This window comes from Allobosea sp. 67-29 (assembly GCF_001898115.1).
GTDB lineage: Bacteria > Pseudomonadota > Alphaproteobacteria > Rhizobiales > Beijerinckiaceae > Allobosea.
In genome coordinates this window covers 33,943-47,245 of the sequence record NZ_MKSQ01000007.1, presented here as the reverse complement: position 1 = coordinate 47,245, position 13,303 = coordinate 33,943, and the positions used below count along the sequence as shown (strand labels likewise).

At 67.7% G+C, this 13,303-nt stretch carries 13 protein-coding genes; 10 read left to right on the top strand and 3 right to left on the bottom strand.

The window, feature by feature from the left end; translation table 11 throughout:
* The first annotated feature begins 2 nt into the window (after nt 1–2).
* The 9 genes from BGO20_RS03890 to BGO20_RS03850 all read left to right on the top strand — a co-directional run bounded on the left by BGO20_RS03890 (nt 3) and on the right by BGO20_RS03850 (nt 9,634).
* The gene (locus BGO20_RS03890; protein WP_291662525.1) at nt 3–719 is read left to right on the top strand and encodes an alanyl-tRNA editing protein; all 717 of its coding nucleotides are present in this window, start codon (nt 3–5) and stop codon (nt 717–719) included.
* Between the two features lie 51 nt (nt 720–770).
* Nucleotides 771–1,628 carry a 3-mercaptopyruvate sulfurtransferase gene (gene sseA, locus BGO20_RS03885; RefSeq protein ID WP_291662526.1) on the top strand — a complete coding sequence of 286 codons (858 nt, stop codon included), beginning with the start codon at nt 771–773 and terminating at the stop codon, nt 1,626–1,628.
* 84 nt (nt 1,629–1,712) lie between these two features.
* A complete protein-coding gene (locus BGO20_RS03880; RefSeq protein ID WP_291662527.1) occupies nt 1,713–2,219 on the top strand; it encodes a cupin domain-containing protein in 507 nt (168 codons plus the stop codon).
* A gap of 199 nt (nt 2,220–2,418) precedes the next feature.
* On the top strand, nt 2,419–3,231 hold the full coding sequence (modA, locus tag BGO20_RS03875; protein ID WP_465245992.1) for a molybdate ABC transporter substrate-binding protein: 813 nt from the start codon (nt 2,419–2,421) through the stop codon (nt 3,229–3,231).
* A 10-nt stretch (nt 3,232–3,241) separates the two neighbouring features.
* On the top strand, nt 3,242–3,940 hold the full coding sequence (gene modB / locus BGO20_RS03870; protein WP_291662528.1) for a molybdate ABC transporter permease subunit: 699 nt from the start codon (nt 3,242–3,244) through the stop codon (nt 3,938–3,940).
* Complete coding sequence (gene modC, locus BGO20_RS03865) at nt 3,937–5,034, top strand: molybdenum ABC transporter ATP-binding protein (protein WP_291662529.1); 1,098 nt, start codon at nt 3,937–3,939, stop codon at nt 5,032–5,034. Before modB ends, modC begins: the two co-directional genes overlap by 4 nt.
* A 102-nt stretch (nt 5,035–5,136) precedes the next feature.
* Entirely contained in the window at nt 5,137–7,632 is a 2,496-nt protein-coding gene (locus tag BGO20_RS03860) for a heavy metal translocating P-type ATPase (protein ID WP_291662531.1), read from the top strand.
* A 1-nt stretch (nt 7,633) separates the two neighbouring features.
* Nucleotides 7,634–8,044, top strand: a complete 411-nt coding sequence (gene cueR, locus BGO20_RS03855; protein WP_291662532.1) for a Cu(I)-responsive transcriptional regulator — start codon at nt 7,634–7,636, stop codon at nt 8,042–8,044.
* A gap of 171 nt (nt 8,045–8,215) precedes the next feature.
* Nucleotides 8,216–9,634, top strand: coding sequence for a M20 family metallopeptidase (locus BGO20_RS03850; RefSeq protein WP_291662533.1), 1,419 nt, complete (start codon nt 8,216–8,218; stop codon nt 9,632–9,634).
* Nucleotides 9,635–10,026: 392 nt separating this feature from the next.
* On the opposite strand, the gene BGO20_RS03845 is transcribed toward BGO20_RS03850, so the two are convergent.
* Both BGO20_RS03845 and arfB read right to left on the bottom strand, forming a co-directional pair.
* On the bottom strand, nt 10,027–10,605 hold the full coding sequence (locus tag BGO20_RS03845) for a regulatory protein RecX (protein WP_291662534.1): 579 nt from the start codon (nt 10,603–10,605) through the stop codon (nt 10,027–10,029).
* A 1-nt stretch (nt 10,606) separates the two neighbouring features.
* A complete protein-coding gene (arfB, locus tag BGO20_RS03840; protein ID WP_291662536.1) occupies nt 10,607–11,026 on the bottom strand; it encodes an alternative ribosome rescue aminoacyl-tRNA hydrolase ArfB in 420 nt (139 codons plus the stop codon).
* A gap of 51 nt (nt 11,027–11,077) precedes the next feature.
* On the opposite strand from arfB, the gene mazG reads away from it, so the two are divergent.
* The gene (mazG, locus tag BGO20_RS03835; protein WP_291662537.1) at nt 11,078–11,917 is read left to right on the top strand and encodes a nucleoside triphosphate pyrophosphohydrolase; all 840 of its coding nucleotides are present in this window, start codon (nt 11,078–11,080) and stop codon (nt 11,915–11,917) included.
* Here the strand turns inward: mazG and hflX are convergent, their stop codons facing one another.
* Nucleotides 11,918–13,246 (bottom strand): GTPase HflX, encoded by a 1,329-nt coding sequence (gene hflX, locus BGO20_RS03830; RefSeq protein WP_291662613.1) that lies wholly within the window; start codon nt 13,244–13,246, stop codon nt 11,918–11,920. It abuts the gene before it with no gap.
* Between the last annotated feature and the right edge of the window lie 57 nt (nt 13,247–13,303).

Sequence of the window (13,303 nt, the reverse complement as noted above, 5' to 3'; positions counted from 1 at the left end):
CCATGCCGACCGAATTGCTGTTCCGCCAGGACGCCTATCTGCAGGAGACGCCGGCGACCATCATCGCCGTCAACGAGCGCGGCGGCGTCATCCTCGACCGCTCGGTCTTCTATGCCACGGGCGGTGGCCAACCCGGCGATGCCGGCCATCTGCGCCGCGCCGACGGCGGCATCATCGCCATCGGGACGACGATCTACGATCCGGAGGACAGGAGCTGCCTGATCCATGTTCCGCTCGAAGGTCAGCCGGCCATCGCGCCCGGCGAATCGGTGACGGCCGTCCTCGACTGGGAGAAACGCCTGAAGCGCATGCGCGTCCACACGGCCCTGCATCTTCTCAGCGTCGTGCTGCCCTTTCCCGTGACCGGAGGCTCCATCGGCGACGGCGACGGGCGGCTCGATTTCGACATTCCGGAGGGCGGGCTCGACAAGACCGAGGTGTCCGAGAAGCTCAACGCGCTCGTCGCGCGCAATGCCGAGGTCACGGAGCGTTGGATCACGGACGCCGAGCTCGACGCCAATCCCGGCCTGGTCAAGACCATGTCGGTGAAGCCGCCGCGCGGCTCCGGCCGCGTCCGCCTGGTCTCCATCGGGGATATCGACCTTCAGCCCTGCGGTGGCACGCATGTGCGCAACACGGCGGAGATCGGCCTTGTCGCCGTCACCGACATCGAGAAGAAGGGCAAGCAGAACCGGCGCGTTCGCATCGCGCTGGCCTGACGCTCTCGACAATACCGGCTCGACAATATCGGATACCGCAAGGACAGCAGCATGGCCCGCGAAGACATTTTCGTTTCCACCGAGTGGCTGGCCGAACGGCTCGGCGCGCCGGATATCGTCGTGGTCGACGCATCCTGGTACCTGCCCGCACAAGGGCGCGACGGAGCGGCGGAATACGCCGTGCGGCGTATTCCCGGCGCGGTCCATTTCGACCTCGACGCGATCAAGGATACGAACTCTCCGCTGCCGCATATGCTGCCGTCCGCGCGCGAGTTCGCGGCAGCCGTCGGTGCGCTCGGCATTGGCGACGGCATGCGCATCGTCGTCTATGACGGCCTCGGCTTCTTCGCCGCGCCGCGCGTGCGCTGGACTTTCAAGGTGTTCGGTGCGCGCGACGTGGTCATCCTCGACGGTGGCTTTCCCAAATGGCTCGCCGAGGGCCGCCCGGTCGAGGAGGATGCCCCACAGCCGCGCCAGCCGCGCAGCTTCACGGCGCGGCTCGACAACGCCGCGGTCGCCGATGCGGACGATGTCGCTCGCGCAACGGCCTCGAACACCATCCAGGTCGTCGATGCCCGCGCGGCAGACCGCTTTCGCGGCGAGGCCCCGGAGCCGCGGCCGGGACTGCGCTCGGGACATATTCCCGGTTCGCTCAACCTGCCCTCCTCCGAGCTCGTTTCCGCCGGGAGGTTGAAGGAGCCGGAGGACATCGCACGCCTGTTCAATGAGGCCGGCGTCGACCTGGACAAGCCGTCGATCATGAGCTGCGGCTCAGGTGTCTCGGCGGTCATCCTCTCGACGGCGCTGGAAATGATCGGCAAGCCGGCCAGGGCCATCTACGACGGGTCGTGGTCCGAATGGGGCGCAGGCGAACGCCCCGTGGCAACCGGCCCGGCCCAGCAGGGCTGACCGCGACCATTCCCCGGAGCCGTGGCGCCGTTCCGTCGAGCGGGCGGCACGAGCGTCGGGGGCTCGAAATCCCAGGAGGCGGCCATGAGCCACGAGCATCCGCACGATCACGATCATTCCCATGACGAGCGGCGCTGGAAACACGACGGCGTCCGCGTGATCAAAGGCGACCAGCTGGACGCCAACACGGCGCAGACACCGGGCATGTTCCGGCAGGCGGCGATCAACCATGCCCGCGTCGGCGCACAGAAGATCTGGGCCGGCACGGTCGCAATCGAGCCGAACGCCAAGACCGGCGTGCACCATCACGGCGAGCTCGAGAGCGTGATCTATGTGGTCAGCGGCAAGGCACGCATGCGCTGGGGCGAGCGGCTGGAGTTCGTCGCCGAGGCCGGCCCTGGCGACTTCATCTACGTGCCGCCCTTCGTGCCGCATCAGGAGATCAACGCCGACCCTGAAAATCCCCTGCAATGCGTCCTGGTGCGCTCCGACAACGAGGCGGTCGTGGTCAACATCACTGATGTCGACCCGGTCGAGAAGCCGGAAGAGGTCTACTGGGTCGACCCTATCCACAAGCACCCGCATCGCTGAGCAGGCGCCGACGCCCGCGCACCCCTTCTCGAAATCATCCGGCTGCAGCGGTGTGATCGGGGCGGCAGCGTCCCATCGCGGGATGCGAGCCCGCGCCCGGGCAAAACGGCACCCCGCCTTCTTGACTCGCCCGCCGCCGCACGGCAACCATCGCTATATCCATTCATATACAGCGATGGCCGTGGCGAGGAGCAGCACGATGATGCGTCGGGGAATGCTGGGAATGGGCCTGCTGACAGGCATGGCGCTGGCGCTGGGCCTCGCTTCGAACCCGGGCGCTGCGCAAGCTCAGGCTCAGGGCGTCGTGGTCTTCGCCGCCGCCAGCATGAAGAATGCGCTCGACGAGGCGGCGGCGAACTGGGCGAAGGCCAGCGGCAAGCCGGCCCCCAGAATCTCATATGCGGCCAGCAGCGCGCTGGCCAAACAGATCGAGAGCGGAGCACCCGCCGACCTCTTCATCTCGGCCGACCTCGACTGGATGGATTACCTGGCGAAGAAGGGCCTGATCCGGTCCGACACCCGCGTCAGCCTGCTCGGCAACCGCATCGTGCTCGTCGGCGCCAAGGATTCGACCACCAATGTCGCGTTGAAGCCGGGCGTGGACCTGGCAGCCCTACTCGGCTCCGGTCGTCTGGCGATGGGCAATGTCGATTCCGTCCCCGCCGGCAAGTACGGCAAGGCGGCGCTGGAGAAGCTCGGCGCCTGGGACAAGGTCCGGGACAAGATCGCGCAGGCGGACAATGTCCGCGCCGCGCTGTTGCTGGTCTCGCGCGGCGAGGCTCCGCTCGGCATCGTCTATGCGACCGACGCGGCCGCCGATCCCCAGGTCAAGGTCATCGCGACCTTCCCCGAGGATTCGCATCCGCCGATCGTCTATCCGGTCGCGGTGACGAAGGATTCGTCCGGCGCCGATGCTCAGGCCCTTCTGACCTATCTGCGCAGTCCAGCCGCCAAGCCCGTCTTCGAGAAGCAGGGCTTCACCGTGCTCAACAAGCCCGCCTCCTCGTCGTAAGCGGTATCGCTTGGGCCACTGGCTTTCACCGGAGGAATGGACGGCGGTCAGGCTGAGCCTGATCGTCGCCGGCACCGCAATGGTGGCGAGCCTGCCGCTGGCGGTTGCGGTCGCGCTCGTGCTGGCGCGGGCGCGCTTCTGGGGGAAATCCATCCTCGATGCGGCGGTACATCTGCCGTTGATCCTGCCGCCGGTGGTGACGGGTTATCTGCTGCTGATCGGCTTCGGCCGGCGCGGACCGATCGGCCAGTTCCTCGACGACTGGTTCGGCATCGTCTTCTCGTTCCGGTGGACCGGGGCGGCGCTCGCCTGCGCGGTGATGGGCTTTCCGTTGATGGTCCGGGCAATCCGGCTCTCGATCGAGGCGGTCGATCGCAAGCTCGAGGCTGCCGCCGCGACGCTGGGCGCCAACACCGCCTGGGTTTTCCTGACGGTGACGCTGCCGCTTTGCCTGCCCGGCATTCTCGCCGGCATGATCCTCTGCTTCGCCAAGGCCATGGGCGAATTCGGGGCGACCATCACCTTCGTCTCCAACATCCCGGGCGAGACCCAGACCCTTCCATCGGCGATCTACACTTTTACGCAGGTTCCGGGCGGAGACACCGGCGCCATGCGGCTGACGCTGATCTCGATCGCCATCTCCGTCGCGGCCCTCATGCTCTCCGAATGGCTGGCGCGGCTGGTTGGCCGACGGATCGCTGTCGAATGAGGGCGCCCGTGCTCGACATCGCCGTCCGGCACCGGCTCGGCGCGTTTCGGCTCGACGCCGACCTGCGGTCGCAGGGGCGGCTGACAGCCCTGTTCGGCGCGTCCGGATCAGGCAAGACTTCGCTCGTCAACATCATCGGCGGGCTGATCCGCCCCGAATCCGGACATGTGCGGGTGGAGGGCGAGACCCTGGTCGACACGGACAAGGGCATCATGCTGCCGCCACATCGGCGCCGGCTCGGCTACGTCTTCCAGGAGGCGCGGCTGTTTCCGCATCTGACCGTGCGACAGAACCTGCTCTTCGGGCATTGGTTCGTGCCCCGAACGGTGCGCAGGCCGGCCGAGCTCGAGATGGTGCTGGACCTGCTGGGCATCGGCCATCTCCTGGCCCGCCGGCCGGGAGCGCTTTCCGGAGGGGAAAAGCAGCGGGTTGCGATCGGGCGTGCGCTGCTGGCCCAGCCCCGGCTGCTGTTGATGGACGAGCCGCTCGCCGCGCTGGACGATGCGCGCAAGGCCGAGATCCTGCCGCATCTGGAGCGGCTGCGCGACGAAACCGGCATCCCGATCGTCTATGTCTCGCATTCGCTGGCGGAGGTCGCACGGCTCGCGACAACGGTCGCGATCGTCGAATCCGGACGGATCGCCGCCTGCGGCCCCACTGCGGATATCCTGTCGCGGATCGACCTCGCCTCGCGCCCGGGCGCGCCGGAAGCCAGCTCCATGCTGGCCGCCGACGTCATCGGCTTCGATGAGGCCTTTGGGCTGGCGCGCCTGTCGACGCCCGCAGGCGAGCTCACCATCGCCCGCGGATCGCTGCAGCCGAGGCAGCGCCTGCGCGTCAGGATAATGGCGAGCGACGTGATGCTCAGCCTCGCGCCGCCGGCAGGCACCAGCGCGCTGAACGTCCTGCCCGGGACCGTCGCCGAGATCGGCGCGCGCACCGGCGAGGGCGGCAGTACCGTCCATCTGCGCCTCGACTGCAGCGGCGAGCCGCTCGCTGTCCGACTGACCGCACGGTCCGTCGCCAACCTGGCTCTGGCGGCCGGCAAGCCCGTCTATGCCATCATCAAGAGCGTCTCTGTCGAGACGCCATGAGGCCGGGCGCACGGCATTGGGCAAAATGCCCAAGCACCCGGCCTTGACCTTCCCATCATGGGAAACCCCATATGAGATGTCATCACCAAGAAGGAGGCGGCGATGACGGTCATCGACAGGACGAAGGACGAACTGGCAACGCTCGACATGGGCGTGGAAGGCATGTCCTGCGCGAGCTGCGTCGGCCGGGTCGAGCGCGCCATCGCGGCCGTGCCGGGCGTCGAAACGGTTGCGGTGAACCTCGCGACGGAGCGCGCGCGAGTAACCTTCGCCAAGGGCGGCGACGTCGCGAAGCGGATCGAGGAGGCCGTGCGCCAGACCGGCTACCAACCGGTTGAGCAGACGATCGACCTCTCCGTCTCGGGAATGACCTGCGCCTCCTGCGTGGGCCATGTCGAAAAGGCGTTGCGCGGCGTGCCCGGCGTGATCGAGGCCACGGTGAATCTCGCTACCGAACGCGCCAGCGTGAAAGCCCTGGCCGGTGGCGATCTCGCCGCCGGGCTCGTGAAGGCCGTCGAGAAGGCCGGCTACGAGGCAAGTCCGGTGAAGCCGGAGGAGGTGCAGGCGGCGGGCCGGCACGATCACATGGCGATGGTGAAGGAAGAGGAGCAGCGCCGCCTGCTGCGCTCGGTCGTCCTCGCCGGCGTGCTGACCCTGCCGCTGCTGGTGATCGAGATGGGCGGCCATCTCGTCCCTGCCCTGCACCATGGCCTCGCCGGCACCTTCGGCGAATGGAACCTCCGCGCGTTCTCCTTCGCGCTCGCCACGGTCGTGATGTTCGGGCCGGGTCTCGTGTTCCTGCGCAAGGGCTTTCCGGCCCTGTTGCGGGGCGCTCCCGACATGAACACTCTGGTCATGCTCGGCGCCGGCGCGGCCTGGCTCTATTCGAGTACCGCGACCTTCCTGCCCGGCCTGCTGCCGGCGGGGACGGCGCTGACCTATTTCGAGTCGGGCGCCGTGATCGTGACGCTGATCCTGCTTGGACGCTGGTTCGAGGCGCGCGCCAAAGGCCGCACCGGTGCCGCAATCCGCAGCCTGATCGCGCTTCAGCCGAAGACGGCGCGTGTCCTGCGCGACGGCGCCGAAGCCGATATCCCGGTCGAGGAGGTTCGCCCTGGCGACCACGTCATCCTGCGGCCGGGCGAGCGCGTGCCGGTCGATGGCGAGGTCACGGAGGGCTCCTCCTTCGTCGACGAATCGATGATCACCGGCGAGCCCGCCCCGGTCCGCAAGGAGGCCGGCAGCCATGTCACCGGCGGCACGGTCAACGGCTCGGGCGCGCTGGGCTTCACTGCCCGCAAGGTCGGCTCGGATACGCTGCTGGCGCAGATCGTCCGCACTGTACAAACGGCGCAGGGCGCGAAGCTGCCGATCCAGGCCGCGGTCGACCGCATCACTCTCTGGTTCGTGCCGGCGGTGATGGGCGTCGCCCTTCTGACCTTCCTCGCCTGGCTCGCCTTTGGCCCCAGCCCTGCGCTGTCCTATGCGCTGGTCAATGCGGTCGCCGTGCTGATCATCGCCTGCCCTTGCGCGATGGGTCTCGCCACGCCGACCTCGATCATGGTCGGCACTGGCCGTGGCGCCGAGCTCGGCATCCTGTTCCGGCAAGGCGATGCCTTGCAGGCGTTGCGGGATGTGCAGGTCGTGGCGCTCGACAAGACCGGCACGCTGACCAAGGGCAAGCCGGAACTGACCGATATCGAGCCGGTCGAGGGCTTCGACCCCAATGAGGTGTTGCGCCTGATCGCCTCGGCCGAGAATCGCTCCGAGCACCCGCTGGCGCTGGCCATCGTCGCCGCGGCAAAGGAAAAGGCGCTCGGGCTGGCCGAACCGGCTGATTTCGTCAGCGACGCCGGTCGCGGCGTCACCGCCACCGTCGAAGGCCGGCGTGTCGCGGTCGGCGGCCATCGGCTGCTCCAGCAGATCGGCATCGACATTTCGACCCTTGCCGGTCGCGCTCAGGCGCTGGCCGAGGCCGGCAAGACCCCGCTCTACGCCGCCATCGATGGCAGGCTTGCCGCCGTCGTCGCCATCGCCGATGCGATCAAGGAGACGACGCCGGCCGCGATCGCCACGCTGCACCAGCTCGGCCTCAAGGTCGCGATGGTGACGGGTGACGACAAGCGCACCGCCGCGGCCGTCGCGCGCCAGCTCGGCATCGACGAGGTCCGGGCGGAGGTGCTGCCGACCGACAAGGCAGACGTCGTGAAGGACCTCCAGAAGGGTGGCGTAACGGTCGCCTTCGTCGGCGACGGCATCAACGACGCCCCCGCCCTCGCCCAGGCCGATGTCGGCATCGCCATCGGGACCGGCACCGACATCGCCATCGAAAGTGCGGATGTCGTGCTGATGTCCGGGGACGTCATGGGCGTGCCGCGCGCGATCGCGCTGTCCAAGGCGACGATCGCCAATATCCGCCAGAATCTCGCCTGGGCTTTCGGCTACAACGCCATCCTGGTCCCCGTCGCGGCGGGGGTGCTCTACCCCGTTTGGGGTATCCTGCTGTCGCCGGTCTTCGCCGGGCTCGCCATGGCGCTTTCGAGCATCAGCGTCCTGGCCAATGCGCTGCGGCTCCGGCGATTCAAGGTGGAGGCGTGAGATGAATATCGGCGAAGCCTCGGCCCGGACCGGCGTCAGCGCCAAGATGATCCGCTATTACGAAAGCATCGGCCTGATCGCGCCGGCTTCGCGGACGGCGGCGCAGTATCGCGTCTATGCGGAGGATGACATCCACACGCTGCGCTTTATCCGGCGCGCGCGGGACCTCGGCTTCTCGCTGGAGGAAACGCGGGCCCTGCTGGCGCTCTGGCGCGACCGGAGCCGGGCGAGCGCCGACGTGAAGACGCTGGCCATGGCGCATATCCGCGACCTGGAGGCCAAGGCGGCGGAGCTGCAGGCCATGGCCGATACGCTTCGGCACCTCGCGGCCCATTGCCATGGCGACCACCGGCCGGACTGCCCGATCCTGAGCGATTTCGCAGCGCAGCCGCTGCTCGCCGAAAAGGCTTGAGACGCCGCTCTGTCATGCGCGGCGCTTCTGGACGGGAGCCATGCGGCTTGCTCATATGCCGTGGCGTGGCATCGGGTCGGGAGCAAGACCGCTCTTCGACGGACCGATGCCTCCCAAGGGGATAGATCGCCATGGCGCAAGCCGTGCCGCGATCCGACAAGGCAATAGATCATGGACAATCGAAACGACCTCTGGCGGCATGTCGACGCGAACAAGGACCGCCTGATCGCCCTCAGCGACCGGGTCTGGGGCATGCCCGAGGTCTGCTACACCGAGAAGCGCTCCGTCGCCGAGCATATTGCCGAGCTGAAGCACCAGGGCTTCCGCGTCACCGAGAACGTCGCTGACATCCCGACCGCAGTGGTCGGCGAAGCGGGCGAAGGTGGCCCGGTGATCGCCTTCCTCGGCGAATATGACGCCCTGCCCGGCCTGTCGCAGGAAGCCGGCGTCGCCGAGCACAAGGAGATCGAGGCCGGAGGACACGGCCATGGCTGCGGCCACAACCTGCTCGGCTCCGCCGCCATGCTCGCCGCCGTCGCGATGAAGGACTGGCTGGCCGAGAACAAGATTCCGGGCCGCGTGCGCTATTATGGCTGCCCGGCCGAGGAAGGCGGCGCGGCAAAGGCCTTCATGGTCCGCGCCGGCGCCTTCGACGACGCCGACGTCGCGATTTCCTGGCACCCGTCGAGCTTCTGGGAAGTCGCCCCGGCGCTGGCGCTGGCCAATACCCGGGCCGATTTCGTCTTCACCGGCCGGGCCTCGCATGCTGCCGCCGCGCCGCATCTCGGCCGCTCGGCGCTCGACGCCGTCGAGCTGATGAATGTCGGCGTCAATTACATGCGCGAGCACATGCCGAGCGATGCGCGCGTGCACTATGCCTTGCTCGACACCGGCGGCATCGCGCCCAACGTCGTCCAGGCCCATGCCCGCGTCCGCTACTCGATCCGCGCCCGCGACCTGCGCGGCATGCTCGAGCTCGTGCAGCGCGTGAAGAAGATCGCCGAAGGCGCAGCGCTGATGACGGAAACCAAGATGGAGATGCGCATTGTCAGCGCCGTCTCCGACCTCGTCGCCAACACGCCGCTCGAAGAAGCCATGCACAAGGTGATGGAAGAGCTCGGCCCGCCACATTTCGACGATGCCGACAAGGCCTTCGCCGAGGAGATCCGCAAGACGCTCTCGCCGCAGGATATCGCCGCGATCTGGCGCACCGTCGGGATGCAGGACAGCGGCACGCCGCTGGCCGATTTCCTGGTGCCGCGCGATGCCAAGCGCAACCCGGCGATCGGCTCCACCGATATCGGCGATGTGAGCTGGGCCGTTCCGACCGTGCAAGCCCATGCGCCGACGGTCGCGCTCGGCACCCCCTTCCACACCTGGCAGGTCGTGGCGCAGGGCAAGGCGCCGGCCGCTCACAAGGCCATGGTGCATGTCGCCAAAGCGATGGCCGCAACCGGCGCGGCCGTGTTGAGCGATCCCGCCCTGATGGAAGCGGCGAAGGCCGACCACAAGGCAAGGCTCGGCAAGGAGGGCTACACTTCGCCGCTGCCGCCCGAGGTCAAGCCGCCGTTGACGATGTCGCTGGGCTGATCGCTCGGACGTCACGGCCGCGGCGTGCTGCTGCGGCCGTGCTGACGCCGCGATTTTTGCTATCGCTTTCGGCGGCGGCGGCGCAAACGCCGAAGATCGCGATTTTGAGGTGACCGCAACGGTCGCTCACAAAACAGGCAGAACGCTTGAAAAACGGTATCAAGCACTTGATTCTGCAGTGATATTTCTCAGGTGGAAATTAAGTCAGCCTTGCTAACCTTTTGCCCTTGCGGGCAATCGATTGCCGCCCTATCTACAGTGCAGCGCAGCAGAGATGTTGCGTCGCCCTCCTTGGGCGTTTCCTCCCTAGACTTGGGCTGCGCTTCGCGCGGCCCTTTTTCTTTTGCCCCGTTTGACCGCCCGCGCGAAAGCCTGCGAACTCCGAAGACATTTCAATCCAGCTCTTCCGGATCGGCCTCCTCGTCGAGCACGGCCTGGGCCACGGCAAATCCGAATCCGAGCCTCGCCAACGCCGCGAGATCGCGCTGCCGCAGGGCGCGCTCGTCCTGTCCCTCTCCCGGTCGACGCCAGCGCCCCAGGCGCTTGCGACGGACAGCGACCCGTGCGGCGGCGTGCTCGGAACCCTCGCCGCCCGTCGCCAGCTCGGCAACCAATTCGCGCCCGATTCCTTTCGCCGCCAGTCGCCCGGCCACGGCCCGGCTGGAAAGCCCCTTGCGGCGCAGGCTGGCGGCGCGCGCCTCGGCAAAGCGCCGGTCATCGACAAGCTGCAGCGCCACGCAATGCGCGACCACTTCATCGAGCAGCGGTCCGTGGATCGCAGGATCTTCTCCGTGATGGCGGCAACTGACCGCGATCTTTCTGGCTAGGACCCTGCGCAGTTGCGCGGCCGGCGCGGCATAACGTTCGAGATAGTGCAGCGCAGCCCGGCGCAGATAGAGCGCCGTGATCCGTCGCGGCGCACGGGCCCTGCGCGCGCCCTGCTCGCCTGGTTTGGATTCGCTGCCGCGCATCCTAATCCGCGACCGGCTTCGACCGGCCGGCCTTGACGCCGGAGCGCCGCTCCTTCGAAGCGAGGCGGCGTTCCTTCGAGGCCTTGGTCGGCTTCGTCGCGCGCCGGACCTGAGGACGGATGGCGGCGGCCCTGATCAGTTCCAGCAGTCTCTCGACGGCCTCCTCGCGATTGCGCTTCTGGCTGCGTTGCGCCTGCGCGACGATGACGATGACCCCATCCTGCGTCAGCCGGCTGCCTGCGAGCTTCATCAGCCGGAGCGCGACGTCGTTCGGCAGCGAGGGCGAGCGGCGCGCATCGAAGCGGATCTGCACCGCGCTGGACACCTTGTTGACATTCTGGCCGCCGGGACCGGAGGCGCGCACGAAGCTTTCCTCGATCTCGCTCTCGTCGATGGCGATGGACGGGGTGACCTGAATCATGGAACGAGGCTACTGCAGTTCGGCACAAGTTGCAGCGGAGACGAGTGAGCCTTGAAGCCTTCCCGCGATATCGCCCGGCTGATCGAGATCATGGCGGCCCTGCGCACGCCGGGAACCGGCTGTCCCTGGGATCTGGAACAGGATTTCGCCTCGGTGGCGCCCTATACGGTCGAGGAAGCCTATGAGGTTGCCGACGCCATCGCGCGCGGCGACAAGCTCGATCTCAAGGACGAGCTGGGCGACCTGCTTCTCCAGGTCGTCTTCCATGCCCGGATGGCCGAGGAGGAAGGCGCTTTCGCCTTTCCCGATGTCGTCGAGGCGATCACCGGCAAGCTGATCCGACGCCACCCGCACGTGTTCGGCGACGCGCGCGACCTGTCGCCGGCCGAGGTCAAGGCTCTCTGGCACCGGATCAAGGCGCAGGAAAAGGCCGACAAGGCCGCAGCGCGCGCGGCGGCCGATCTGCCGCCCCAAGAGGAGGAGCGCGGCGTCCTCGCCGGCGTTCCGCCGAGCCTGCCGGCGCTCACCCGCGCCTGGAAGCTGCAGGCCCGCGCCTCCACGGTGGGGTTCGACTGGAACGATGCCCGGCTCGTGCTCGACAAGATCCGCGAGGAAACCCAGGAAATCGACGAGGCCCTCGCCGACGGAGACAAGGCCGCAATCCGGGAGGAGATCGGCGATCTGCTCTTCGTGATCGCCAATCTCGCCCGGCACGTCGATGCCGACCCGGAAGGATGCCTCGCCGCAGCGAACACCAAGTTCGAGCGGCGATTCAAGAGCATCGAGGCGGCCCTTGAGATGCAGGGGCGAACGGCGGCGGATGCGTCTCTCGAGGAGATGGAAGCGCTCTGGCAGGCAGTGAAGAAGGCCGAAAAAGCCGCCGACTCCTGATCAGGACAGCCGGCGGGCTTCAGGGAAGCGAGCACCAAACGCGCCTTCCCGCTCGAGCGGCAGCCGCACCGTCAGCGCCAGTGCGCCCTCGGCACCATCCTCCCGGCCAAGGATCTCGCCATTGGCATGGAGCCACGCCAGCGACCTGCCGTCGCCGGCTTCCAGCGTCAGCGCGTAGACCGGCCGGCTGCGGGCGATGCGGGCTTCGACAGCGGCGGTCAGACGATCCATGCCCTCGCCCGTGAGGGCCGAGACCAGCACGGGCCGGCTCTCCTCGGGCCGATGTGCCGCCACCTCGAGCTGGCGCGCGCGCTCCTCGCCATCGAGAAGGTCAGCCTTGTTCCAGACCTCGACGACCCGCTGGCCGTCATCGGGATTGATGCCGAGATCGCGCAGGATCGCCTGGACGTCGGCTGCCTGCGCCTGCGTATCCTCATGCGAGACGTCGCGGACGTGCAACAGCACGTCGGCCTCGATCGCGTCTTCGAGCGTGGCGCGGAAGGCGGCGACGAGTTGGGTCGGCAGGTCGGAGATGAAGCCGACGGTATCGGACAGCATGATGCGGGCGCCATGGGGCAGCTTGATCGCGCGGGCCGTGGGATCCAGCGTGGCAAACAGCATGTCCTGCGCCAGCACCTCGGCCGAGGTCAACCGATTGAACAAGGTCGATTTTCCGGCATTGGTATAGCCGACGAGCGCAACGATCGGATAAGGCACGCGTTTCCGGCTGGCGCGATGCAGAGAACGGGTACGTTTCACCTGCTCCAGATCGCGCTCGATCTTGCTCATCCGCTCCTGGATGATGCGCCGGTCCGCCTCGATCTGCGTCTCGCCGGGGCCGCCGAGGAAGCCGAAGCCGCCGCGCTGCCGTTCGAGGTGGGTCCAGGATCTGACAAGCCGGCTCTTCTGGTAGTTCAGATGGGCGAGCTCGACCTGGAGCGCGCCTTCCTTTGTGCGTGCGCGCCGACCGAAGATCTCGAGAATCAGGCCCGTCCGGTCGATGACCTTGCAGCCGAAGACCTTCTCGAGATTGCGCTGCTGCACCGGCGAAAGCGCGCAATCCATGACGACGAGGCCGATCTCGTCGATCTTGACGCGCTCTGCCAGTTCTTCGACCTTGCCCTTGCCGAGATAGGTCGCCGGCCGCAGGGCCGTAAGCATGACCTGCACCGCCTCGACCACCGTGAGGTCGATCGCGGCGGCCAGGCCGACCGCTTCGTCCAGGCGCGCGACGAAGGAACGCTGGTTGCCGTCCTGTGCAGCGCCACGCTTCTGGAGATACGGGCCCACGACATAGGCGCGCGTATTCGCCGCGATCTCGCGTTCGATCTCGTCGAGCGGCTTCGCGCCTGTGACGCGCGTGGCCGCCCGCTCCTTGTCGCTGTC

Excerpts from the sequence above, each read along its gene's own strand:
- BGO20_RS03890 (WP_291662525.1), top strand. The coding sequence starts at position 3 with ATGCCGACCGAATTGCTGTTCCGCCAGGACGCCTATCTGCAGGAGACG.
- sseA (WP_291662526.1), top strand. The coding sequence starts at position 771 with ATGGCCCGCGAAGACATTTTCGTTTCCACCGAGTGGCTGGCCGAACGG.
- BGO20_RS03880 (WP_291662527.1), top strand. The coding sequence starts at position 1,713 with ATGAGCCACGAGCATCCGCACGATCACGATCATTCCCATGACGAGCGG.
- modA (WP_465245992.1), top strand. The coding sequence starts at position 2,419 with ATGATGCGTCGGGGAATGCTGGGAATGGGCCTGCTGACAGGCATGGCG.
- modC (WP_291662529.1), top strand. The coding sequence starts at position 3,937 with ATGAGGGCGCCCGTGCTCGACATCGCCGTCCGGCACCGGCTCGGCGCG.
- BGO20_RS03860 (WP_291662531.1), top strand. The coding sequence starts at position 5,137 with ATGACGGTCATCGACAGGACGAAGGACGAACTGGCAACGCTCGACATG.
- cueR (WP_291662532.1), top strand. The coding sequence starts at position 7,634 with ATGAATATCGGCGAAGCCTCGGCCCGGACCGGCGTCAGCGCCAAGATG.
- BGO20_RS03850 (WP_291662533.1), top strand. The coding sequence starts at position 8,216 with ATGGACAATCGAAACGACCTCTGGCGGCATGTCGACGCGAACAAGGAC.
- BGO20_RS03845 (WP_291662534.1), bottom strand. The coding sequence starts at position 10,605 with ATGCGCGGCAGCGAATCCAAACCAGGCGAGCAGGGCGCGCGCAGGGCC.
- arfB (WP_291662536.1), bottom strand. The coding sequence starts at position 11,026 with ATGATTCAGGTCACCCCGTCCATCGCCATCGACGAGAGCGAGATCGAG.